The 23,911-nt window shown below is 70.2% G+C and carries 19 protein-coding genes; 16 read left to right on the top strand and 3 right to left on the bottom strand.

What is annotated here, in order from left to right; all coding sequences use genetic code 11:
- Nucleotides 1–25: 25 nt before the first annotated feature.
- The 12 genes from DK254_RS28365 (at nucleotide 26) to DK254_RS28310 (ending at nucleotide 16,380) form a co-directional block, all read left to right on the top strand.
- Nucleotides 26–2,818 carry an ATP-binding protein gene (locus DK254_RS28365; RefSeq protein WP_109936491.1) on the top strand — a complete coding sequence of 931 codons (2,793 nt, stop codon included), beginning with the start codon at nucleotides 26–28 and terminating at the stop codon, nucleotides 2,816–2,818.
- The gene (locus DK254_RS28360; protein ID WP_371921186.1) at nucleotides 2,815–4,014 is read left to right on the top strand and encodes an EAL domain-containing protein; all 1,200 of its coding nucleotides are present in this window, start codon (nucleotides 2,815–2,817) and stop codon (nucleotides 4,012–4,014) included. Before DK254_RS28365 ends, DK254_RS28360 begins: the two co-directional genes overlap by 4 nt.
- A gap of 108 nt (nucleotides 4,015–4,122) precedes the next feature.
- Complete coding sequence (locus DK254_RS28355) at nucleotides 4,123–7,353, top strand: hybrid sensor histidine kinase/response regulator (protein WP_109937329.1); 3,231 nt, start codon at nucleotides 4,123–4,125, stop codon at nucleotides 7,351–7,353.
- A 62-nt stretch (nucleotides 7,354–7,415) separates the two neighbouring features.
- Nucleotides 7,416–8,066, top strand: coding sequence for a response regulator transcription factor (locus DK254_RS28350; RefSeq protein WP_109936490.1), 651 nt, complete (start codon nucleotides 7,416–7,418; stop codon nucleotides 8,064–8,066).
- A 248-nt stretch (nucleotides 8,067–8,314) separates the two neighbouring features.
- Nucleotides 8,315–8,866 (top strand): fimbrial protein, encoded by a 552-nt coding sequence (locus DK254_RS28345; protein WP_109936489.1) that lies wholly within the window; start codon nucleotides 8,315–8,317, stop codon nucleotides 8,864–8,866.
- Nucleotides 8,867–8,873: 7 nt separating this feature from the next.
- Entirely contained in the window at nucleotides 8,874–9,662 is a 789-nt protein-coding gene (locus DK254_RS28340) for a fimbria/pilus periplasmic chaperone (protein WP_256595978.1), read from the top strand.
- 47 nt (nucleotides 9,663–9,709) lie between these two features.
- A complete protein-coding gene (locus tag DK254_RS28335) occupies nucleotides 9,710–12,319 on the top strand; it encodes a fimbria/pilus outer membrane usher protein (protein ID WP_109936488.1) in 2,610 nt (869 codons plus the stop codon).
- Between the two features lie 26 nt (nucleotides 12,320–12,345).
- Nucleotides 12,346–13,347, top strand: coding sequence for a fimbrial protein (locus tag DK254_RS28330; protein WP_109936487.1), 1,002 nt, complete (start codon nucleotides 12,346–12,348; stop codon nucleotides 13,345–13,347).
- A gap of 105 nt (nucleotides 13,348–13,452) precedes the next feature.
- Nucleotides 13,453–13,824 (top strand): YciI family protein, encoded by a 372-nt coding sequence (locus tag DK254_RS28325; RefSeq protein WP_089394225.1) that lies wholly within the window; start codon nucleotides 13,453–13,455, stop codon nucleotides 13,822–13,824.
- 45 nt (nucleotides 13,825–13,869) lie between these two features.
- Nucleotides 13,870–14,652, top strand: coding sequence for a DUF899 domain-containing protein (locus tag DK254_RS28320; RefSeq protein WP_109936486.1), 783 nt, complete (start codon nucleotides 13,870–13,872; stop codon nucleotides 14,650–14,652).
- 15 nt (nucleotides 14,653–14,667) lie between these two features.
- Nucleotides 14,668–15,096 carry an SgcJ/EcaC family oxidoreductase gene (locus DK254_RS28315; protein WP_109936485.1) on the top strand — a complete coding sequence of 143 codons (429 nt, stop codon included), beginning with the start codon at nucleotides 14,668–14,670 and terminating at the stop codon, nucleotides 15,094–15,096.
- Nucleotides 15,097–15,105: 9 nt separating this feature from the next.
- Nucleotides 15,106–16,380, top strand: coding sequence for an RNA polymerase sigma factor (locus tag DK254_RS28310; RefSeq protein ID WP_109936484.1), 1,275 nt, complete (start codon nucleotides 15,106–15,108; stop codon nucleotides 16,378–16,380).
- Nucleotides 16,381–16,807: 427 nt separating this feature from the next.
- Here DK254_RS28310 and DK254_RS28305 read toward each other — a convergent pair whose 3' ends face one another.
- Nucleotides 16,808–17,500, bottom strand: a complete 693-nt coding sequence (locus DK254_RS28305) for a Crp/Fnr family transcriptional regulator (protein WP_109936483.1) — start codon at nucleotides 17,498–17,500, stop codon at nucleotides 16,808–16,810.
- A 163-nt stretch (nucleotides 17,501–17,663) separates the two neighbouring features.
- On the opposite strand from DK254_RS28305, the gene DK254_RS28300 reads away from it, so the two are divergent.
- The 3 genes from DK254_RS28300 (at nucleotide 17,664) to copD (ending at nucleotide 20,011) form a co-directional block, all read left to right on the top strand.
- Nucleotides 17,664–18,527, top strand: coding sequence for an SDR family NAD(P)-dependent oxidoreductase (locus DK254_RS28300; RefSeq protein WP_109936482.1), 864 nt, complete (start codon nucleotides 17,664–17,666; stop codon nucleotides 18,525–18,527).
- A 224-nt stretch (nucleotides 18,528–18,751) separates the two neighbouring features.
- On the top strand, nucleotides 18,752–19,117 hold the full coding sequence (gene copC / locus DK254_RS28295) for a copper homeostasis periplasmic binding protein CopC (RefSeq protein ID WP_109936481.1): 366 nt from the start codon (nucleotides 18,752–18,754) through the stop codon (nucleotides 19,115–19,117).
- Between the two features lie 33 nt (nucleotides 19,118–19,150).
- Complete coding sequence (copD, locus tag DK254_RS28290; protein WP_109936480.1) at nucleotides 19,151–20,011, top strand: copper homeostasis membrane protein CopD; 861 nt, start codon at nucleotides 19,151–19,153, stop codon at nucleotides 20,009–20,011.
- Nucleotides 20,012–20,155: 144 nt separating this feature from the next.
- Here copD and fahA read toward each other — a convergent pair whose 3' ends face one another.
- Both fahA and hmgA read right to left on the bottom strand, forming a co-directional pair.
- The gene (gene fahA / locus DK254_RS28285; RefSeq protein WP_109936479.1) at nucleotides 20,156–21,460 is read right to left on the bottom strand and encodes a fumarylacetoacetase; all 1,305 of its coding nucleotides are present in this window, start codon (nucleotides 21,458–21,460) and stop codon (nucleotides 20,156–20,158) included.
- Between the two features lie 5 nt (nucleotides 21,461–21,465).
- On the bottom strand, nucleotides 21,466–22,755 hold the full coding sequence (gene hmgA, locus DK254_RS28280) for a homogentisate 1,2-dioxygenase (RefSeq protein ID WP_109936478.1): 1,290 nt from the start codon (nucleotides 22,753–22,755) through the stop codon (nucleotides 21,466–21,468).
- Nucleotides 22,756–22,856: 101 nt separating this feature from the next.
- Between hmgA and DK254_RS28275 the strand changes: the two genes are divergently transcribed.
- Nucleotides 22,857–23,645: an IclR family transcriptional regulator gene (locus tag DK254_RS28275; protein ID WP_089394215.1), complete on the top strand. Its 789-nt coding sequence runs from the start codon at nucleotides 22,857–22,859 to the stop codon at nucleotides 23,643–23,645.
- The last annotated feature ends 266 nt before the right edge of the window (nucleotides 23,646–23,911 follow it).

Here is a 23,911-nt window from a genome sequence, read left to right as displayed (position 1 = left end):
AGGTCAGTGCCTACAAGCTGGCCGGATGAAGTTAGGACAATTCCTTCGGCCGCTGGACACTTCCTTTTCCACCCCCAGCGCCGCCCGCAAGCTGCTGCGCCTGCTCAGCGGCGCACTGTTGCTGTGCCTGTTGTGCAGCCTGGCGTTCGCCCTGAGCATGGCCTTCAACCATGAGGTGTCCATCCGCCGCCGCGAGATGAACGCCGCCATGTACGAGGCGCAGCTGTATTTCAGCCAGCACGAGGCCCTGCTCGAGAACCTGGCGCGGGGGCTGGTGCCGGTGGCGGCGCGCACCGCCGGCGCCGAGCTGCCCGCCTGGCCGGACGAGCCGCGGGCGCCGATACTCCTGCCGCTGCCCGGCGCCGTCCAAGCGCTGCTGCTGTTCCACCGGGACCTGGCCGAATTGCGCGAGAAGCGCCTGGGGCTGCTCCACGTCATGCCCGGCGCCGCCCCCCAGGTCAGCCGCCTGAACGAGGCTGGCCAGCCGGAATCGCCGCTGCCGGGCGCTGTGCTCCAGGCGCTGGCGCGGGCCACTTCCGGGCAGCCGGGCATACGCTGGCTGTCCGATGCCGGCGACCCTCTCGGCCGGCTGTTCCTGTTCACGCGCCTGGATACCGGCTGGCTGGGGCTGGAAATCCGCGGCGACGACCTGGACGCGGCGCTGCGCACGCCCGCCGCCGGCGACTACCTGCTGCTCGACGGGCGCCACCGGGTGGCCTTCGCCGCGGCTCCCGGCGCCGACGCCCGGGCCCTGCGCAGCTTGTGGGACAGCGACAACTTCGACTTCATCGGCATCGGCCCGATCCCCCTGCAGGTGGCCCTGCTCAAGCACCTGGGGGGCTCGAACTGGGCCCTGGTCTACCAGCAGGGCGTGGGCCAGCTGCTGGCCGCGCTCTGGTTGCCGATCCTGCTGGCGGCCGTCCTGGCGATGGCCGCCGGCCTGCTGCTGCAACGCCTGGGGCGGCGCATCGACCACCGCCTGATCCGCCCTGCCCAGCAACGCCTGGCGGCGCTGCTGGAGAGCGAGGCGTTCTCCCGCGCGGTCATCCACGCCGCGCCCGTGGCTCTTTGCGTGCTGCGCCGCGCCGACGCCTCGGTGGTGCTGGAGAACCCCCAGGCCGAGCAATGGCTGGACGCCGGCCAGGTGATCCCGCGGCATGCCTCGCGCTGGATCACCCAGGCCTTCGCCGGGGACGGCGGCGCGGCCTGCGAGGAGCTGGCGGTGGATGGCGGGCGCCACCTCTACCTGAGCTACACGCCCACCCGCTACAAGGGCGAGGACGTGCTGTTCTGCGCCTTCAGCGACATCAGCACGCGCAAGCAGGCCGAGGCCGAGCTGTCCCGCGCCAAGCAACTGGCCGATGCCGCCAACGCCGCCAAGACGCTGTTCCTGGCCACCATGAGCCACGAGATCCGCACCCCGCTGTACGGCGTGCTGGGCACCCTGGAGCTGCTCGGCCGCACCACCCTGGACCAGCAGCAGACCGGCTACCTGCAGGTGATCCAGCGCTCCTCGGCGACCTTGCTGCAACTGATCAGCGACGTGCTCGACGTGTCCAAGATCGAGGCCGGGCAACTGGTCCTGGAGCCGGTGGAATTCTCCCCCCTGGAACTGACCGAGGAGGTGGTCCAGTCCTTCGCCGGCGCGGCCCGCGCCAAGGGCCTGCAACTGCTCTGCTGCATCGATCCGCAACTGCCGCTGCGGGTATCCGGCGACGCCGCGCGCATCCGCCAGATCCTCAACAACCTGCTGAGCAACGCGCTGAAGTTCACCGACAACGGCCGGGTGCTGGTGCGGGTGCGCCAGGATGCCGAGGAGGGGCGGCGGCTGAGGCTGTCCTGGCAGGTGATCGACAGCGGCATCGGCATCGCCGCCGAGCAGCAGGGCCACCTGTTCGAGCCCTTCTACCAGGTCGGCGGCAGTGCCCGCCAGGCCGGCGGCACGGGCCTGGGCCTGTCGATCTGCCAGCGCCTCACCCAGTTGATGCACGGCCGCCTGCGGGTGGTCAGCGACCTGGGCCTGGGCAGCAGCTTCACCCTCGGCCTGCCGCTGGAGCGGGTCGCCGCGCTGGTGCCGGCGCCTCTGCTGGAGGCCGCGCCGGTGCTGGTGATCTCGCCCATGCGTGAGCTGGGCGAGGCGCTTTGCGGCTGGATAGTGCGCTGGGGCGCGCGGGCGCGCCTGGCGACCCCCCAGTTGCTGGCCGAGGCCGATGCCGAGTGCGTACTGGTGGAGGTCCGCCTGCACGATGCGGCGGCGCAGCCGGTGGCGCGCTGGCCCGGCTGCCGGGTGGTGCTCAGCGCCGAGGGCCACCTGCAGCCCGCGCTGCAGGGCTGCGACTGGCTGGTGGGCCTGCACAGCCTGGAGGCCTTGAGCCGGGCCCTGTGCCTGGCCCAGGGCTGCCACGGCGGCGGCGCCCCGCGCGAGCGCCTGCCCGGGGCCGTGCGCGACCTGGATGGCCTGCGGGTGCTGGTGGTGGAGGACAACCAGATCAACCAGTTGATCCTCAGGGACCAGCTGGAGGCCCTGGGCTGCCAGGTGGAGCTGGCCGGCAATGGCCTGGAGGGCCTGCAGCGCTGGCGCGCCGAGCGCTTCGACGTGGTGCTCACCGACCTCAACATGCCGCACATGGACGGCTACCGGCTGGCCACCGAGCTGCGCCTGCGCGGCTGCCACCAACCCATCATCGGCGCCACCGCCAATGCCATGCGCGAGGAGCGCGAGCGCTGCCTCGCCGCCGGCATGGACGATTGCCTGCTCAAGCCGGTCGACCTGGATTCGTTGTATTGCTGCCTGGCGGCGGCAAAGGAGATTTCATGAACATCCTGCCTTATCGCGTACTGGTCGTCGAAGACCAGGCCTTCCAGCGCGAGTACCTGCTGGAGCTGCTCCGCGAGCAGGGCGTGGCCCACCTGGAGGCGGCCGCCGACGGCGCCGAGGCCGTCGAGCGCCTGGAGCGCCAGCACTTCGACCTGGTGCTCAGCGACCTGCTGATGCCGGGCATGGACGGCGTCCAGCTGATCCAGCACCTGTCGGCCCTGGAGTACCGCCCGCAGCTGGCGCTGATGAGCTCGGCGCCGCGCCGCGTGCTCGGCGGCGCCTGCCAGGCGGCCCGGGAACTGGGCCTGACGGTGGTCGACCTGATTCCCAAGCCGGCGATGCCGGCGGCCATCGCCCGGCTGCTGGAGCGCCTCGGCCGGCGCCAGGGCCATGAGCCCTCGCCGGCGCAACAGGTGCCCGGCTTCAGCCGTTCGCAACTGCTCCTGGGGCTGGCGCGCGGCGAGCTGCAGGCCTGGTTCCAGCCGAAGAAGTCACTGCGCGACGGGCGCATAGTCGCGGCCGAAGCACTGGTGCGCTGGCTGCATCCGGAGCACGGCCTGCTGCTGCCCGGCAGCTTCATCGACGACCTGGGCCGCTACGGCCTGGAGCAGGTGCTGCTGTGGACGGTGGTCGAGCAGTCGCTGCGGGCCCAGGCGACCTGGCGCGAGCAGGGCTACCACATCCCGGTGTCGGTGAACCTGCCGCCGCACCTGCTGGACGATCCCGGCCTGCCGGATCGCCTGGCCGACTTCGTGCTCCACCAGGGCGGCGAGCCGGCGGCGCTGTGCTTCGAGCTGACCGAGGGCAGCACCACGCGCCAGCCGGGCAGCTACCATGCCGGCGCCTGCCGCCTGCGCATGAAGGGCTTCGGCCTGGCCCAGGATGACTTCGGCCAGGGCTACAGCTCGCTGTACAACCTGGTGTCCACGCCCTTCACCGAACTGAAGATCGACCGCGCCCTGGTCCATGGCAGCGTCGAGGACGAGGCCCTGGCCGCCGCCCTGGAAAGCACCGTGGCGCTGGGCCGGCGGCTGGGCCTGGAAGTGGTCGCCGAAGGCGTGGAGAGCGCCGCGGAGCTGAGCCTGCTGCGGCGCCTGCAGTGCGACCGGGTGCAGGGCTTCCTGATCTCCGAGGCGGTCAGCGCCCAGGCCTTCGATCGCCTGTTGCGCGAAGACGGTCCGGCGGTGGCGCCCTGAACCCTTTCCGGCGCCGCCGTGGCGGCACCCCCTCGCAGGCTTGCCGCGGCCCATCTACAGTCAGCGAATCATGCGCGGGATGTTTTTGTGTGCGAGGCCAACGGCACCATGGAACATGACGACGGCTCGATCGGCAAACTGGCCAGGACTTCGCAGCGCCTGAATCTCTGGCTGTTCGGGTTGCTGCTGCTCAGCCTGGCGCTGGTCGGCATCAGCTTCTGGGCGATCAAGCGCGTCCTGCAGGAAGAACAGGACAAGATCGACTTCCACTTCGCCCGCCTGCTGGGCGATATCCGCGAGCACGAGGCGTTCCTGCAACGCATCGCCCGGCAGAGCGACGAAGCCACGCGCCGGCGCGACCAGGACGTGGTGCCGCTGCAGCTCACCCTGCAATGGCGCGAGGGCCCGGTGGAGGTCTACGAGGGCCGCGAGTTCTCCTTCGCCATGCCCTTCGCCCTGGCCACCCGCGACCATTCCCCGGCGAAGGGCGACTCTGCCGGGCCCTTCACCCTTGGCATCATGCTGGCGAACTTCTATTCCAGCTTCTGGAGCACCTCCAACTACCCGGCGCCCCAGTCGCTGGTGTTCGACCTGGAGGGCGCGACCAGCATCGCGGTGCCGGCGCTGGACAGCTCGCCCGGGCGCGGCGGGCTGGCCCGCGACACCTTCCTCGAAGTGGTCGAGCGGATGCTCGGCGGCGTCCGCGAGTACCCGCCGGGGGAACAGGACTACCAGGTGCGCTGGGGGCGCGCCGACACCTACCACGGCGACGGCCGCTCGCTGCTCGGCTACGTGACCGTCGACCTGCCGGACAGCCTCTGGTGGGAGGGCCGGCAGCGGCGCCACGTGATCGCCGCCAGCCTGCTGGACCTGAACCGCATCAACGACTACGAGCAGACCCTGGCGCGGCCGCTGTTCGGCGAGCTGAGCCTGCTGGCGCCGGATGGCCGGCAACTGCTCGGCCCGCCGCGCGACGCCAGGCTGGCCGACGGCCTGAGCCTGGGCACCGAGGGCATGCTGTTCAAGCTGCACAGCCAGGCGCACGGCGGTTGGGTGGCCGTCTACGGCATCAGCTACGCGCTGTTCTTCCGCAACCTGAAATGGATATTGCTGAGCCTGCCGGCCCTTCTGCTGGTGGGGTTGGCCGGCGGCTGGTATTGCCTGCGCTGGTACTCGCGGCGGGTGGTGGGGCCGGCCAGCGTGGCGCACCGCCAGGTAGTGGAGAGCGACGCCTTCAGCCGCACGGTCATCGACACCGCGCCGGTGGCCCTCTGCGTGCTGGGCTGCAAGGGCCGCCAACTGGTCATCCATAACCAGTTGGCGGCGCAGTGGCTGGGCAGCGAGGCCGACATCCTCGCCCTGGCCCGCGACTGGCGGCTGTTCGACGGTGTCTGGCAGCACAACGAGCTGTGCCTGCGCAACGACGGGCTCTACCTGCAGGCCTCCTTCGTGGCGACCCGCTACCACGGCGAGGATGCGCTGCTGTGCGTGTTCCGCGACATCACGGCATACCAGCAGGCACAGAATGCGCTGGCCGGCGCCAAGCAGGCGGCGGACTCGGCCAGCGCCGCCAAGACGCTGTTCCTGGCCAGCATGAGCCATGAGATCCGCACGCCGCTCTACGGCGTGCTGGGCACCCTGGAACTGCTCTCCCTGACCGACCTGGACGTGCAGCAGCGCGGCTACCTGCAGGCCATCCAGGGCTCCTCGACGACCCTGCTGCAGCTGATCAGCGACATCCTCGACGTATCCAAGATCGAGGCCGGGCAGATGCTGCTGACCCAGGAGGACTTCAGCCCCCTGGAACTGGCCGAGGAGGTCATGCGCGGTTTCGCCGTGGGCGCCGCCGCCAAGCACCTGCAATGGTACGCCTGCATCGACGCCGAGGTGCCGGCACGGCTGTACGGCGACGCCGCGCGCCTGCGCCAGGTGCTCAACAACCTGCTGAGCAACGCCCTGAAGTTCACCGACGTCGGCCGCGTGGTGCTGCGCCTGAAGGTGCTGGGCCGCTCGGGGCGGCAGGTGCAGCTGCAATGGCAGGTCACCGACACCGGCATCGGTATTCCCGAGCACCTGCAGCCGCGCCTGTTCGAGCCCTTCTTCCAGATCGCCGACGGCCAGGGCGGGCTGGGTGGCACCGGCCTGGGGCTGGCCATCTGCTGGCGCCTGACGCAGCTGATGGGGGGCGAGCTGCGGGTCGTCAGCGAGCCGGGCCTGGGCAGCAGCTTCTCGCTGTTCCTGGGCCTGCCCGACAGCAGCGACGGCAGCGGCGCCCTGGCCGACGTGCAACTGCAGCCCGGCCCGGTGTACCTGCGCAGCCCGCTGCGCGAACTGGCCAGTTGCCTGGAGGCCTGGCTGCAGCGCTGGGGCTGCGTGGTGTTGCCCGGCGAGCCGCCGGCCGGCAGCGAGGCGACGGCGGTGCTGCTGGAAGTATTCCCCGAGGCCCTGGCCCCCTGCGACTGGCGCGGCCCGCGGGTGCGCGTGGCGGCCGATGCCGCCGGCCAGCCGCAGTACGAGCGGGGCGTGTGGAGCGTCAGCCCGCTGAGCCTGCGCGGCATCGCCCAGGCCCTGGCGCTGGCGCAGAATGGCGAGGTGCAACTGCCGGCGGTGGCGGAGCCGCCGCGCTTCGGCAAGCTCGGCCTGCGTGTGCTGGTGGCCGAGGACAACCCCATCAACCAGGTGCTGCTGCGCGAGCAGCTGGAGGAACTGGGCTGCGAGGTGCGCCTGGCCAGCGACGGCAAGGAGGCCCTGCTGCAGTTCGAGGGCGAGTCCTTCGACGTGCTGCTCACCGACGTCAACATGCCGCGCTGCAACGGCTACCAACTGACCCGCGAGTTGCGCGAGCGGGGCGTGGACATCCCGATCATCGGCGTGACCGCCAACGCCATGCGCGAGGAGGGCGAGCGCTGCCAGGCGGTGGGCATGAACGCCTGGCTGGTCAAGCCGCTGAGCCTGCGGCTGCTGTACGACGCCTTGCGCGGCCTGGCCGCCGCTACCCGGGCGCCGCTCGCCGGGCCCGGGGCCGGGGCCGGCAGCGAGGCGCCCGCCGCGCCGGCGCCGGAGGCGCTGCAGGTGCCGGCGCACATGCGCGAGCTGTTCGTGGAGACCATGCGCAACGACCTGCAGGCGGCCGAGCAGGCCAGCGCTGAGGGCGACGTCCAGGCCCTGGGCCAGGCGCTGCACCGTATGGCCGGGGCCCTGGCGGTGGTGCGCGGGCAGGCCCTGGTGCGCAGTTGCCGGTTGCTCGAGGAGGGCCTTGGCGAGGGACGGGTACAGAGCGACGATCCACGGGTGGCGCGCCTGCTGGCGCGAATCGGGAGAGCGTTGGGCGGCCTGTGAGGGCTAAGCTGGAACGCAAGGCCCGTCGCCGCGACGGGCAATACGCATACCAAGAGACAGTTATGGAAAAACTCAGAATCGTGGTGGCCGACGATCATTCGATCGTAAGGATGGGGGTGCGTGAAGTGGTGCAGGCGGACCCGCGCTTCTCCATCGTGGGCATGGCGGCCAACTCCAGCGAACTGGTGCGGATGTACGGCGAGCTTTCGCCGGACATCGTCATCACCGACTACAACATGCCCGGCGACGAGCACTACGGCGACGGCCTCAAGCTGATCAGCTACCTGTTGCGGCAGTTCCCGCGGACCCGCGTGCTGATCTACACCATGCTCAGCAACAACCTGATTTTCTCCAGCCTGTACGACCTCGGGGTGGCCGGCGTGGTACCCAAGAGCAGCGATCCGGAGGAGATTCTCGTGGCGCTCGACGCCATCGCCCGCGGCCGCGTCTACCGCGGCGCCTGGATGCAGGACCCGAACAGCGTGGTGGCCGGCGGCGACGACGTCGAGGGGCGCATCGCCAGCCTGTCCACCAAGGAGTACGAAGTGCTCCGTCATTTCGTCTCGGGCCTGAGCGTGCGCGACATCGCCCGGGTGCTCAACCGCAGCGTGAAGACCGTCAGCGCGCAGAAGATCGCCGCCATGCGCAAGCTGGAAGTGGACAGTGACCAGGCCCTGCTGACGTTCTGCATCAAGTCCGATCTCTTCCAGTGAAACGGCGGGTGCGTGCGTTGATTTACATGTACGAATTTTCTCGAATTCCTTTGAGATTCGTCTGATTCATTGCCGTCGGCGCATTCCCTAGAGTACTCGGCGTCGAGGCTGCCGGCTCTCCAGGCCCCACTCCAGCGCTTGCGCGTTGACTGGCCGCAGCGAAGAACCTTCCAGATGGCTCGGGTTCCTCGGACAGGTGTCCTCCTCGACGGGCAGCCAGCGCAACCGCAACGAATTGGAGTTCGATCATGCAAAAGAAACTGCTCGCCGCCATGCTGGCCCTGGTGGGCACCGGCGCGTCTCTGGCCGTGTCCGCAGCGCAGACCGGGCAGATCACCATCACCGGCAAGGTGATTGACACCACCTGCGTGGTGGATGCCGGCTCGGGTAACGTCCAGGTGACCTTGCCCAACGTCGACAAGTCGCTGCTGCAGAACCCCGGCAGCTACACCGGCATCACCCCGTTCTCGGTCAAGGTGTCCGGCTGCACCGGCAGCTCCGGCACCGGCGCCGACACCGTGTCCATGGCCTTCGTCCCGGACAGCAACGTCGACATGAACGGCAACCTGGCCAACACCGGCAGCGCCACCGCCGTGGCCGTGCAGCTGCTGGACAAGAACCAGCAGCCGATCAACGTCCACAACGACAGCTACAGCGCCCAGGTGGCCCGCGGCGAGTCCACCGACGTGGCCGGCGGCGACGTCAACCTGAACTACTACGCCCGCTACTTCTCCGCCGCGGGTGGCGCCACTGCCGGCACCGTGGTTTCCCAGGCCAACTTCCAGCTGATCTACCAGTGATCCACCCGTGATCGACCTGCCCGGTGGCTCCGCCCCGGGCATCGAGGTACCCATGATGCAAGGTTTTCTCTCGCTGCGGCCGACATGGCTCGCGGCCGGCCTCCTGCTGCTCGCGCTTGGCGCGCCCCTGGCCCGCGCCGGGGTGGTCATCGACGGCACGCGGGTGATCTACCCGGCGAAGGAGCGCGAGGTCACCGTCCGTCTGACCAACCAGGGCAAACAACCGGTGCTGATGCAGGTCTGGGCCGACCGGGGCGACGAGCGCTCCACGCCGCAGACCGCCAACGCGCCCTTCCTCATCACGCCGCCGATCTTCCGCCTGGACCCGCAGAAGGGCCAGAGCGTGCGCCTGATGTTCACCGGCGAAAAGCTGCCGCAGGACCGCGAGTCGCTGTTCTGGTTCAACAGCCTGGAAGTGCCGCCGATACCCGCCGGCGCCGACAGCAATTACATGCAGATCGCCGTGCGCTCGCGGCTGAAGCTGTTCTACCGGCCCGCCGGGCTGCCCGGCGACCTGGACGGCGCCGTGGGCCAGGTGCGCTGGCAACTGGTGCGCCAGGGCGCGGGCTATGCCCTGCGCGGCGACAACCCCAGCCCCTACCACCTGTCCTACAGCGGCCTGACCCTGGCCCAGGGCGGCCGCGACTACCAGGCGGCGGGCGGGATGATCGCGCCCTTCGCCAGCCAGACCTTCGCCCTCGACGGCTTCGCCGGCGGCACGGGCGCCGGGCAGGTGCGCTACCGCTGGATGAGCGACTACGGCGTCGCCCCGGAACGAACCGCCAATCTGCATTGACCCCCGGCCGCGCTGGCGCGCGAGGGCCGATTCGACAAGGTGCATCGATGTCTCGTCATTCCCGTCGTACCCCCGCCGGGCGCCGACGCGCCTGGCCGTGCCCGGGGCCCCTGGCCCTGGCGATCGCCGCCGCCTGGGCCGCCGTCCCGGTGGAGCCGCCGCGGGCCGCCGAGGACGCACTCTACGCCGCCTTCAACCCGGCCTTCCTGCGTGGCCCCGACGGCCGCCCGCTGGACGTCTCGCGCTACGAGCGGGGCAACCCGGTCACCCCGGGCAGCTACCGGGTGGACGTCTACGTCAACCAGACCTGGACTGGCCGCGAGGAACTGCGGGTACGCGGCGGCGAGGGCGACACCCCGGCCAGCTACTGCTTCAAGCGCAGCCAGTTGCCCGGCCTGGGCCTGGACACCGGCAAGCTGCCGGACGCCAAGGCCACCGAGCGGGCCCTGGCCGACGCCGACTGCGTGGACATCGAGCGTCTGGTGCCCGGCGCCCGTGCGGACTTCGCCCAGGGCGACCTGCGCCTGGACCTGAGCATTCCCCAGGCCTACCTCAGCCGCGTCTCGCGCGGCTACGTCGACCCGCGCGACTGGGACCGCGGCGTCACCGCGGCCTTCGTCGACTACAACGCCAACGCCTACCGCACCGAGGCCGGCGGCACCCAGGACCAGTACTACGCCGGCCTCAACGCCGGGCTCAACCTGGGCGACTGGCGCCTGCGCCACAACGGCAGCTACAGCCAGAGCCAGGGCGACCAGCAGAAGAGCACGCGGCACTACGACGCGATCAGCAGCTACGCCCAGCGCGACATCACCGGGCTGAAGTCGCAGCTGACCCTAGGCGAGTACTTCACCCCCGCCGACCTGTTCGACAGCGTGCCCTTCAGCGGCGTCCAGCTGGCCTCCGACGACCGCATGCTGCCCGACTCGCAGCGCGGCTTCGCCCCGGCCATCCGCGGCACCGCCGAGACCAACGCCAAGGTCACGGTGCGCCAGGGCGGCAACGTCCTCTACGAGACCAGCGTGGCGCCCGGGCCCTTCGTCATCGACGACCTGTACAACTCCGGCTACGCCGGCGACCTGGAGGTCACCGTGACCGAGGCCGACGGCCGCGTGCGCCAGTTCACCGTGCCTTTCGCCAGCGTGGCGCAACTGCTGCGCCCGGGCGTGTCGCGCTATAGCGTCAGCGCCGGCCAGTACCGCGACGACCGCCTGGACGACACCCCGAACTTCGTCCAGGGCACCTATCAGCGCGGCATCTCCAACCTGTGGACCGGCTACACCGGCAGCATCGTCGCCGAGAACTACCTGGCGGTGCAGGGCGGCCTGGCCCTGAGCACGCCGGTCGGCGCCTTCGCCTTCGACGTCACCCAGTCCCACGCCAGCGGCCTGAAGGCCGGCGACCAGGGCAGCAGCGCCAGCGGCCAGAGCTTCCGCCTCAGCTACAGCAAGCTGCTGGAATCCACCCGCACCAACTTCGCGGTGGCGGCCTACCGCTTCTCCAGCGACGGCTACCTGAACTTCGCCGACTTCGCCTACGCGCGCTCGCCGGAGGACGCCGACTACACCGCCTGGCGCCAGCGCAACCGCTTCCAGGTCAACCTCAGCCAGCCCCTGGGCGAACGCCTGGGCAGCCTGTACCTGAGCGGTTCGGCGCAGAACTACTGGAACGCCGGCAAGGGCAGCGACATGAGCTACCAGGCCGGCTACTCCAACAGCTTCGGCTGGGGCAGCCTGAGCCTGTCGGCCAACCGCACCCGCGGGCTGTCCGGCGAGACCGACACCCAGTACATGCTCAACCTCTCGCTGCCGCTGGGGCGCTCCAGCCATGCGCCGTATCTGAACAGCACCACCACGCGCAACAGCAACGGCGACCTCAACAGCCAACTGAGCGTGGCCGGCTCGCTGGGCGACTACAACCAGTTCAACTACGGCGTGTACGGCTCGCGCAGCCGCGTCGACGGGCAGAGCAGCAACGCCGGCGGCGCCAACGTGCAGTACCGCGCGCCGCAGACCAACCTGTCGGCCAGCTACAGCGAGGGCGAGGGCTACCACCAGTACGGCCTGGGCCTGTCCGGCAGCGTGGTGGCGCACCCGGGCGGCGTCAGCTTCAGCCAGGCCCAGGGCGAGACCCGCGCGGTGATCGAGGCCAAGGGCGCAGCCGGCGCGGCGCTGGTCAACAGCAGCGGCGGTGCAGTCGGCGGCAACGGCTACGGGGTGCTCTCCAGCCTGATGCCCTACCGCGAGAACCAGGTGGTGCTCGACCCCAAGGGCCTGCCCGACGACGTCGAGCTGCAGACCACCTCGCAGAACGTGGCGCCGCGCTATGGCGCCGTGGTGATGCTCAAGTACCCCACCGTCAGCGGCCAGCCGCTGCTGCTGCACCTGCTGGACGAGCAGGGCAACAGCCTGCCGGTGGGCGCCGAGGTGCTCGACGCCAAGGGCAACAGCCTGACCCTCGTGGGCCAGGGCAGCCAGGTGTTCCTGCGCCTGCAGGAAACCCGCGGCGAGCTGCAGGTGCGCTGGGGCGAAGGCCCGCAGCGGCAGTGCCGGGCGCGCTACCAGGTGGCCGCCGCGGCCGCCGACGGCAAACCCTTCCAGCAGGCCGAGGCGGTGTGCAGGCGCGCGCCGGCCAGCGGTGAACTGGCGGCCCGCTAGGCGCGGCCGCCCTCGACGAGGTACCCATGAAGAAGATTTTCCTGTTCTGCCTGCTGCTGCTCGGTGGCCTGTCGACCTCGGCCTGGGCGAGCTGCAGCTTCGACTCCGGCTACATGACCTCGCAACTGAGCATGAGCCTGCCGGCGACCATCAGCGTGCCCGCCGATGCCACGCCGGGTACCGAGCTGTGGAGCAGCGGCTGGGTGGCCGCCAGCGGCAACAACATCACCTGCAACAGCAATGGCTACGTGTCCGGCGCGCTGGCCGCCGGCATCGGCGCCGCCGTGCCCGGCTTCACCAACAGCAGCGGCTACCCCTCTGTGTTCAAGACCAACATCGAGGGCATCGGCATCTCGGTGTACTGGTGCAACAACGCCTCTTGCAACCCGCTCTACAACAACGTCACCCCCATCCCCAGCCTGGCCTGGTCGGTGATCGGCACCCAGTACCCGCTGAAGAACTCCTGGTGGGTGCGCCTGGTGAAGACCGGGCCGATCCTCAATGGCGGCCAGTTGCAGGTCAGCGGCACCTCCACCGTGTCCTACCAGAACCTGGCGGTGACGCAGCTGACCTTCACCGGCGCCACCGCGGTCACTTCGCGGGCCTGCGAGATCAACCCCGACAGCCAGAGCATCACCGTGCCGCTGCCCACGGTGCTCAGGAGCGATTTCCCCAGCGGCCTCGGCGTACTGGCCGACAACAGTAAGGCCCGTGCCTTCAAGATCAACCTGCGCTGCGACAACGGGGTGAAGGTCTGGTACCAGATAGACGGTACCACCAGCGGCAACCAGGTCCTCAGCAACGCCAGCGGTGCTGGCATGGCCGGCGGCGTCGGCGTCCAGCTGTTCTATGGCGACGCCAGCAGCACCCTGGTGCAGCCGTTGGCCACCCGGGCCCTGCAGACCACGACCACGGCTGCCAACCAGGCGGTGAGCATCCCGCTGGCGGCCAAGTACTACAAGACCGCCAGCGGTATGACGGCGGGGCAGGTGGCGGTCACCGCGACCTTCACCCTGACCTACGAGTGAGCGACCGTTCGTCCGCCGGCACGGGGAAAAACCGACCTGCTGTCGATCCCTACCGGCCCGGCACGACTATAGGTATCTGCGTCCCAACGCCCGGAGGAGCCGAGGATGAAATACCTGTGCCTGATCTACCTGGACGAGAAAGCCGCCGCGCAGCTGCCCGCCCATGACTACCGCGCCGTGGTGGAAGAATGCCTGGGCTACGAGCAGCAGCTGCGCGAGCGCGGCCAGCTGGTGGCGGTGGAGGCCCTGCAGTCGGTGGACACCGCCACCACCCTGCGCCACCGCGACGGCCAGCTGTCGGTCACCGACGGGCCCTTCGCCGAGACCCGCGAGCAGCTCGGCGGCTTCTACCTGATCGAGGCGCGCGACCTCAACGAGGCCATCCAGATCGCCGCGAAGATCCCGCCGGGGCGCCTGGGCTGCATCGAGGTGCGGCCGATCCGCGACTGGGAACAGCACTTCGCCGCCCAGGCCTGAGCCCCGTCGGCCGGCCGGCGACCCCCGCGAAGAGGAGGAACGCCCATGAAAATCGATAACTTCACCCTGCCGCCCGTGGTGAGCCGCGAAGACTGGCTGGCCGCGCGCAAGCGCCTGTGGCAGCTGGAGCGCGAGGCCACCCACGCCCGTGACGCCCTGGCCGCCGAGCGGCGCAGGCTGCCGCTGGTGCGCATCGACAAGGACTACCGCTTCGAGGGCCCGGACGGCCCGCTGCGCCTGCTCGACCTGTTCGAGGGCCGGCCGCAGCTTATCGTCTACCACTTCATGTTCCACCGCGACCGTGGCGAGGGCTGCGAGGGCTGCTCGTTCCTGGTCGACAACCTCGGCCGCCTGGAGCACCTGCACGCCCGCGGCACCACCCTGGCCCTGGTGTCCCGCGCGCCCCTGGCGGAAATCGCCGCGTTCCGCACGCGCATGGGCTGGCGGCTGCCCTGGTACTCGTCCTTCGGCAGCGACTTCAACTACGACTTCCACGTCACCCTCGACGAGAAGGTGGCGCCGATCGAATACAACTACCGCGACCTGGACGAGCTGCGGCGCCTGGGCCAGGACTACCATATCCAGGGCGAGCAGCCCGGCATGAGCGTGTTCCTGCGCGACGGCGACAGCGTCTACCACAGCTACTCCGCCTACGGCCGCGGGCTGGAGGCGCCGCTGTTCACCTACCATCTGCTCGACCTCACGCCACTGGGCCGCGGCGAGGGCTGGGGCGGCATGGCCGACCTCGACGGCAAGGGTATGAACTGGCTGCGCTACCATGACCGCTACGATGACGAGCAACCGCCGCACGGCTGCTGCGCGTCCTGAAAAGGAGGAATCGCCATGGGCAGTCCCATCGACCCGGCCATCCAGCGCCTGCTGGACGGCTGGCTGGAAGCGGTGCAGGCCGGCGACGTCGAGGCCATCGTCCGCCACTACAGCGACGACGTGCTGGCCTTCGATGCCGTGGGCAAGCTGCAGTTCGTCGGCCGCGAGGCCTATGCGCAGCACTGGCGCGCCTGCCTGCAGGCCTGCCAGCAGACGCGCTTCGAGCGCCACCACCTGGCGGTGGAGCAGGGCGGCGACGTCGCCTTCGGCCACTACCTGTCGTACTGCGGCGGCAAGGACGAGCAGGGCGAGGAAAAGGCCTCCTGGGCGCGGGTGACCTTCGGCCTGCGGCGGGTGGACGGGGAATGGAAGATCGTCCACGAGCACTTCTCCATTCCCTTCGACATGCACAGCGGGCAGTTGCTGTTCGACGCCCAGCCATGAGCCGGCCGCATGCATGACTACGCGCCGCCTTCGCTGCGGGACAGGGTGGATGACATCTACCGCCGCGAATCGCGGCGCGTGCTGGCCACGCTGATCCGCCTGCTGGGCGACTTCGACCGCGCCGAGGAGGCGCTGCACGACGCCTTCGCCGCCGCCGTGGAGCAGTGGGGGCGCGATGGCCTGCCGCACAACCCGCGGGCCTGGCTGGTCTCCGCCGGGCGCTTCAAGGCCATCGACCACCTGCGCCGGCGGGTGCGCTTCGACGCCTCGCTGGAACAGATCGCCCGCCAGCTGGAGATCGACACCCAGGGCGAGGAAGAGGCCGAGCACGAGGGCCTGGAGGACGACCGCCTGCGCCTGGTGTTCACCTGCTGCCACCCGGCGCTGGCCGCCGACGCCCAGGTGGCGCTGACCCTGCGCGAGGTCTGCGACCTGCGCACCGAGGAGATCGCCCGCGCCTTCCTCGCGCAGCCGGCGACCATCGCCCAGCGCATCGTCCGCGCCAAGCAGAAGATCCGCGATGCGCGCATTCCCTACCAGGTGCCGGAGCCGGCCGAGCTGCCGCAGCGCCTGGCCAGCGTGCTACGGGTGGTGTACCTGGTGTTCAACGAGGGCTACGCGGCCTCCAGCGGCGAATCCCTGACCCGCGCCGAGCTGTCCGGCGAGGCCATCCGCCTCGGCCGGCAACTGCTGGAATTGCTGCCGGAGCCGGAAGTGATGGGCCTGCTGGCGCTGATGCTGCTGCAGGAATCGCGGCGTGCCGCGCGCAGCGACGAGAACGGCGGGCTGGTGCTGCTGGAGCACCAGGACCGCTCGCGCTGGGACCGGGCGCTGATCGCCGAGGGCCAGCGCCTGGCCGGCCTGGCCCTGGCCAGCCGCCGCTTCGGCCCCTACAGCCTGCAGGCGGCCCTGGCCGCGGTGCACGCCGAGGCCGCCGACCTGGCCAGCACCGACTGGCCGCGCCTGGTGGCGCTGTACGATGCGCTGCTGCAACTGCAGCCCTCGCCGGTGGTGGAACTCAACCGCGCAGTGGCCCTGGCCATGCGCGATGGAGCGCAGGCCGGGCTGGACGCGGTGGACGCCATCCTCGCCCGCGGCGAGCTGGCCGACTACCACCTGGCCCACGCCGCCCGCGCCGACTTCTGCCGCCGCCTGGGCCGCACCGCCGAGGCCCGCGAGGCCTACCAGCGGGCGCTGGAACTGGTGCGCCTGGAGCCGGAGCGGCGCTTCCTCGAACAGCGTTTGCGGGAGTTGGAGGCATGGCCAAGCCCGACCGTGCCGTAGGGCGAATAACCGTTCGCGGTTATCCGCCGATTGGCCCATGCCGCAGCCGAGGCCCAGGTCGACCTTGGAGCCGCCTGGAAGCGAGGTTAGACGGCGGATAACGCGGAGCGTTATTCGCCCTACGCCAAGCTCGACCGTGATGTAGGGCGAATAACCGTTCGCGGTTATCCGCCGATTGGTCCATGCCGCAGCCGACGTCCAGGTCGGCCTTGGAGCTGCTTGGAGGCGAGGTTAAACGGCGGATAACGCGGAGCGTTATTCGCCCTACGCCCGGCTCACCCTCCACGTAGGGCGAATAACCGTTCGCGGTTATCCGCCGATTGGCCCATGCCGCAGCCGAGGCCCAGGTCGACCTTGGAGCCGCTTGGAAGCGAGGTTAAACGGCGGATAACGCGGAGCGTTATTCGCCCTACGCCAAGCCTGACCGTTACGTTTGCGCCGCCATTTCGCGCAGCTTTTCCAGCGACAGGATGCGCAGTTGCCGGTAGCCCAGCTCCAGCGCGCCGCCGGCCACCAGCTCGCGCAGTTCCAGGGACAGCGTCTGGCGGCTGATGCCGAGCATCATCGCCAGCTCGTCCTGGCTGATGCGCACCACCTGGCGCTGCTCGCCGTCGATGCTGCCGTCGCCGCGCGCCAATTGTTCCAGGCGGCTGGCGATGCGGGCGCGGGTGGAGCGCAGCATGGCGTCTTCCAGCAGGCGGTAGACCAGGCGCGTGTGCTGCGCCTGGAGCACGCAGACGGCGCGGGCGAAGCCGTTGTCGAGCATCAGCCGGTCGAAGGTCGCCTGGTCGACGCCCAGCACTTCGCTGTCACGGCTGGCGATCACGTCGTGGGTGCGCGGCAGGCCGTCGAGCATCGAGGCCTCGCCGAACCAGTGGCCGGGCTCCAGCACCGCGAGGATGGCCTCCTTGCCGTCCTCGCGCAGGGTCGAGGCCTTCAGCTTGCCCTGCAGCAGGGTGAGGAAGTGCTCGCCACGGTCGCCCTGGCGGAACACGAATTCGCCGGCGCGCAGCTGCTGGCGCCGGCCTTCGCTGGCCAGGGTGCGGCGTACCGCGGGGGCCAGGCGGGCGAACCAGGGGTTGGCGCCCAGTTGCTGCAGGAGGTCTTCGGTATCGGGCATGGGGCGGGGTTCGGGCAGGGGACCGCAGCACTTTGACCGCCTTGCCCGGCCGCTGCAAGCCATGGGCAATTGTCGGGTTTCCGGCAGTCCTGCGCCGCGTGCTGGCCTAGCCTGCCTGGCAACGCGGGCGGCGTGCGCCCGCAGGCCAAGGAGAACAACAACGATGAGTTTCGCAGCCAAGGTAGTGTGGATAACCGGCGCCTCTTCCGGCATCGGCGAGGCGCTGGCGCTGGCATTGCTGGAGCAGGGCGCCGAGGTGATCCTCTCCGGGCGTCGCGTCGAGGCCCTGCAGGCGCTGGCCGGGCGCGCCCCGCAACGCAGCCTGGTGCTGCCTTTCGAAAGCACCGACTACGAGCGCCTGCCGGCCCTGGTGGAGCAGGCCTGGGCCTGGCGCGGGCGCATCGACCTGCTGGTGAACAACGCCGGCGTCAGCCAGCGCAGCCTGGCCCTGGACACCGGCCTTGCGGTGTACCGGCAACTGATGGAAGTGGATTACCTGGCCCCCGTGGCCCTGACCCAGGCCCTGCTGCCGCGCCTGGTGGAACAGCGTGGCGGCCAGCTGGCTGTGGTCAGCTCGGTGGCCGGCAAGGTGGGCGCGCCGCTGCGCACCGGCTACTGCGGCGCCAAGCACGCGGTGGTCGGCTACTTCGAGGCGCTGCGCGCGGAAGTGGAGGCGGCCTACGGCATCGGCGTCAGCGTGATCCTGCCCGGCTCGGTGCGCACCGCCATCGCCCTGAACTCCCTGGAAGGCAACGGCAGCCAGCGCGGCCGCTCGGACACCAACATCGACAACGGCATCGACCCGGCGGTGGCCGCGCAGACCATCCTTGCCGGCCTGGCCGCGCGGCAGCATGACATCGTGGTCGCCGAGGGCATGGAGAAAATGGCCCTGCAACTGCGCCAGGCCGACCCGGAGAAACTCTTCGCCCTGGTCGCCCAGGAGGGCGCGCGTCTGGCGCAGCAGCGCGAGGAACTGGGGGCTGGGGCGTCCATCGATCCGGGGGATGTGAGCCGCTTGCAGGGCTGATGTTGTCTTGTGTAGGAGCGAGCTTGCTCGCGAATGGTGCTTCCAGGGGAGTTGGGTGGCTGGGTTCTAGAGCGCCCTCTCCCTAACCCTCTCCCTTCAGGGAGAGGGTTAGGGAGAGGGCGGAGCAAAACCACAGCACCGAACTCACCAGCAAGCACCAACCCCCTCCACCCCCAACCTCTTTGCTAAGCTGCCGGGCGCTGCAATCCATTCGAGGTTCCGCCATGCGCAAATCCCCCCTGCTCGCCGCCCTCGGCCTGCTCGCCATCCTCAACGCCCCCGCCGTCTTCGCCCACGCCCACCTGAAGAGCGAAACGCCCGCCGCCGACAGCACCGCCGCCGCTCCCAAGGAGCTGCGCCTGAGCTTCTCCGAAGGTGTCGAGGCGAAGTTCACCAAGGTCACGGTCACCGCCGCCGACGGCAAGGCTGTGAAGGTGGTCGGCATCGCCACCACCGAGGGCGATGCCAAAGTGCTGGTGGTGACCTTCGACCAGCCGCTGCCGGCCGGCGAGTACAAGGTGGAATGGCACGCCGTTTCGGTGGACACCCACAAGAGCAACGGCAGCTACGCCTTCAAGGTTGCGCCCTGAACCATGCCCGTTCCAGCCGGGGGCGCGTCCGCCATGGATGACGCCCTGGTCTTCTGTCGTTTCCTGCACCTGCTGCTGACCCTCACGCTGTTCGGCGTGGGGCTGTTCCGTGCGGTGCTGCGCCGCCAGGAGGGCGCCGTGCTCGCCGCGCTGGATGGGCGGGTGCTCGCCGGCTTGCGTGGCGCCGCCGCGCTGGCGCTGCTCAGTGGCCTGGCCTGGCTCGGCCTGGTGGCGGCGAGCATGGCTGGCGACTGGTCCGCCGCGCTGGACGGGCCGACGCTGCGGCTGGTGCTGGGGCAGACCTTCTTCGGCCAGGTCTGGGCCTGGCACCTGCTGGCGAACGTCGCGTTGCTGGTGGCGCTGTGCCTGCCCCTGTCGGTGGACAACCCGCTGCGCGTGCTGCTGGCCGGGGCCGTCCTGGCCAGCCTGGCGCCGGTGGGCCATGGCGCCATGCTCGACGGCTGGGCCGGTGTCGGCCTGATGCTCAACCAGGCCCTGCACCTGCTCTGCGCCGGCGCCTGGCTCGGCGGCCTGCTGTTGCTGGCGGCGCTGCTCTACCGCGCGCCGGGCTCCACCCATGGCGAGGCGCTGCGGCGCTTCAGCGGCGTGGGCTACCTGCTGGTGGCCGGGGTGGCGGCCAGCGGGCTGGTGAACGTCTGGGCGCTGGTCGGGCAATGGCCGGACCCGCGCACTTCCACCTTCGGTTTCGTGCTGACCATCAAGTTGCTGCTGGTGGCGGGGATGCTCGCCCTGGCGCTGCTCAACCGCGTGGCCCTGGCGTTTCGCGAGAAGCGCCTGCTGGCGTTGCGGCGCAGCGTGATGCTGGAGTGGGCGTGCGGGGTGGCCGCGGTGGCGGCGGTGTCGTTGCTGGGGACCTTGTCGCCGGCGGGGTAGGGGCGCCAAGGTCAGGCGGCGGATAACCGCGAACGGTTATCCGCCCTACGTGGCGGGTGAGCCTGGCGTAGGGCGAATAACGCCTACGGCGTTATCCGCCGTTTGACCTCGCGCCCAGGCGGCCCCGAGGTTGACCTTGGCTGTTCAACGCGCCGGCAGGATCACCCCGCGGCACTCGCCGAAGCCGATGCGCGGGTAGCCTTCGCGTTCGCACCAGGCGCGGAAGATCACCTCGTCGCCGTCCTGCAGGAAGGTGCGCTGCTCGCCGCCGGGCAGTTCCAGCGGCTGCTTGCCGCCGAAGGTGCTCTCCAGCAGGCTGCCGAAGGCTTCCGGCTGCGGCCCGGAGAGGGTGCCGGAGCCGAACAGGTCGCCGGCCTGCAGCTTGCAGCCGCCGACGCTGTGGTGGGCGACCATCTGCGCCACCGTCCAGTACATGTTCCGCGTGTTGCTCAGCGCCAGGCGCACGGGCTCGACGCCTTGCTCGCGCATGGCCGCCGTCTGCAGCAGCACTTCCAGCTGGATGTCGAGGGCGCCGTGGGCCTGGTCGTGTTCGTCCAGCAGGTAGGGCAGCGGCTGCGGGTCGCCTTCCGGGCGCGGCGGCTGGGCCTTGCGGAAGGGCGCCAGGGCCTCGGCGGTGACCACCCAGGGCGACACGCTGGTGGCGAAGTTCTTCGCCAGGAAGGGGCCCAGCGGCTGGTATTCCCAGGCCTGCACGTCGCGCGCCGACCAGTCGTTGAGCAGGCAGTAGCCGGCCACGTGCTGCTCGGCCTGGCCGATGCCGATGGCCTCGCCCATGACGTTGCCCGGGCCGATCCAGATGCCCAGTTCCAGTTCGTAGTCCAGGCGCTTGCTCGGGCCGAAGGCCGGGGCCTCGGCGCCGGGCGCCAGGGTCTGGCCGTTGGGCCGGCGCACCGCGGCGCCGGAGGCGACCACGGTGGAGGCGCGGCCGTGGTAGCCGATGGGCACGTGCTTGTAGTTGGGCAGCAGCGGGTTGTCCGGGCGGAACAGGCGGCCGACGTTGTTGGCGTGGTGGATGCCGACGTAGAAGTCGGTGTAGTCGCCCACCTGGGCCGGCAGGTGCAGCTGGCAGCTGGCCTGGGCCGGCAGCAGCGTGGCGCCCAGTTCCTGCATCTGCGCCTGGCGCGGGCTGCCTTCGGCCAGCAGCGCCTGCAGCTGCTCGCGCAGCACGCGGCGCGGGCCGGCGCCGAGGGCGAAGAAGGCGTTGAGGCTGGCGTCGCTGGCGGCTTCGGCGGCGTGGCGGGCCTCGCCCTCGAACAGGTCGGCGGCCAGCGCCGCCTTCAGGTCGAGGATGTGCTCGCCGATGGCCACGCCGCCGCGCGGCTCGCGGCCGGGGCTGCTGAACACGCCCAGCGGCAGGTTCTGCAGGGGGAAGTCGGGGTGGCCGTTGGCGGATTCGATCCAGCTGCGGCGGTTGTCTGCCTGGTTCATGGGGTTCAGTTCCTCTGGAAGGTCTTGGCCATGCCGCTCCAGCAGGCGTCGTAGTCGCGCTGCAGCTGCGGGCATTCGAGAGCGTAGCGGGTCGGGCGCAGGACGCGGCCGGTCTCGAACATGAAGGCCATGGTGTTGTCGATCTTGTGCGGCGCAAGCTGGGCGGCTATGGCCTGCACGGTGGTGGCGTTGTCCGGGCCGTGGGCGCTCATGCAGTTGTGCAGCGAGGCGCCGCCCGGGGAGAAACCGTCGGCCTTGGCGTCGTAGGCGCCCTGGATCAGGCCCATGAATTCGTTCATCAGGTTGCGGTGGAACCACGGCGGGCGGAAGGTGCTCTCGGCCACCATCCAGCGCGGCGGGAAGATCACGAAGTCGACGTTGGCCATGCCGTGGGTGTCGCTGGGCGAGGTGAGCACGGTGAAGATCGACGGGTCCGGGTGGTCGTAGCTGACCGTGCCGATGGTATTGAACAGGCGCAGGTCGTACTTGTAGGGCACGTTGTTGCCGTGCCAGGCGACCACGTCCAGCGGCGAGTGGTCCAGCTCGCAGGCCCACAGCTCGCCGAGGAACTTCTGCACCAGTTGCACGGGGGCGTCGATGTCCTCGTAGTGGGCCACCGGGGCGAGGAAGTCGCGCGGGTTGGCCAGGCCGTTGCTGCCGATCGGGCCCAGGTCGGGGATGCGCAGGGCGGCGCCGTGGTTCTCGCAGATGTAGCCGGCGGCGGTGGCGTCGAGCAGTTCGACGCGGAACTTCATGCCACGCGGGATCACCGCGATCTCCAGCGGCTCGATGTCCAGCCGGCCCAGCTCGGTGGCCAGGCGCAGGCGGCCCTGCTGCGGGACGATCAGCAGCTCGCCGTCGGCGTCGAAGAAGGCCCGGTCCATGGAGCGGTTGGCGCGGTACAGGTGCACGCTGACGCCGCTGGCCTGCTCGGGGTCGGCGGTGGCGGCGAGGGTCAGCAGGCCGTCGAGGAAGTCGGTGGGCTCGGCGGGGATGTCCTGGGGGTTCCAGCGCAGGCGGTTGGGGTTGACCTGGCCCGGCTCGCGGCCGGGGATCTGCCGTGCCAGGCGTTCGAAGCGCGGGTGGCTGGCCGAGGGCTTGATGCGGTACAGCCAGGTGCGCCGGGCCTCGCTGCGCGGCACGGTGAAGGCGGTGCCGGAGAACTGCTCGGCGTACAGGCCGTAGGGCGCCTGCTGCGGCGAGTTCTGCCCGTGGGGCAGCGCGCCGGGCAGGGCTTCGCTGGCGAACTGGTTGTTGAAACCCGACAGGTAGGCGAGGGATTCGACGGACGACATGGCGACCTCTTTGTTTTTGTAATCGAATTACGGATAACGTAATTTGAACGTCGGAAGGGGTCAAGCTATAACAGCGCCTCCATCGACGAACGAGTCATTGCATGGCCATTCCCAGGGACACCGGCGACGCGCCGAAACGCCAGAAAGTGCAGGCCGCCGAAGTCGGCACGGACATCCTCAGGGGCTTGGCCGACCTGGCCCCGGCCACCTCGCTGTCGCGCCTGGCCGAGCACGTGGGCATGCCCGCGGCCAAGGTCCACCGCTACCTGCAGGCGCTGATCGCCAGCGGCTTCGCCGAGCAGGACGCGGCCACCAACCATTACGCCCTGGGGCCTGAGGCGCTGTTCGTCGGCCTGGCCGCCATCGGCCGGCTGGACGTGGTGCGCGCCGCCACGGCGCACCTGAGCGCCCTGCGCGACGAGCTGAACGAGACTTGCTTTCTCGCCGTGTGGGGCAACAAGGGCCCGACCGTGGTGCAGGTGGAGCAACCGCTGCGTGCGGTGACCCTGGTCACCCGCGTGGGCTCGGTGCTCCCTCTATTGGGCTCGTCCACCGGCCTGGTGTTCAACGCCTACCTGCCCGACGGCGAGACCGCGCCGCTGCGCGCGGAGGAGGCGGGCACGCCCGGCGCGCTGGACGAGGCGGAACTGCACAAGCAGACGGCGGAAATCCGCGCCACGGGCCTGCACCACGTGCACGGCCTGCTGATGCCGGGGGTGAACGCGCTGTCGGCGCCGGTATTCGCGGTGGGCGAGCAACTGGCCGGGGTGGTGACGGTGGTGGGCGCGGCCAGCGCCTTCCGCGCGGAAACCCAGGGGCGGGCGGCGGAGTTGCTGAAGGAGGCGGCGGCGGCGATTACGGCGCGGATGGCGGGGCGCAGGCCAGAGTAGGGGCGCTTTTCGTAGGAGCGAACTTGCTCGCGAATGGGGTTCCATCGGGCAGGTTCGGTGCGCATCCTCAAGAGCGCCCTCTCCCCAACCCTCTCCCGCAAGCGGGAGAGGGGGCTGTCCGGTATGAACGCGGAGTTCAGCTTCAACCTGTAGGAGCGCGCCATGCGCGCGAATCGCGGGCAGGGCCCGCTCCTACAATTTGCTGGGAAGCACGGGCTCTCCGTAGGAGCGGACCTTGTCCGCGAATGGCGTTCGCCGGCGGTACT

Source organism: Pseudomonas sp. RW407, from assembly GCF_003176655.1.
Lineage (GTDB): Bacteria > Pseudomonadota > Gammaproteobacteria > Pseudomonadales > Pseudomonadaceae > Pseudomonas > Pseudomonas delhiensis.
Note: the sequence above shows the minus strand (reverse complement) of the source record. Positions and strands in the feature narration are given on the sequence as shown.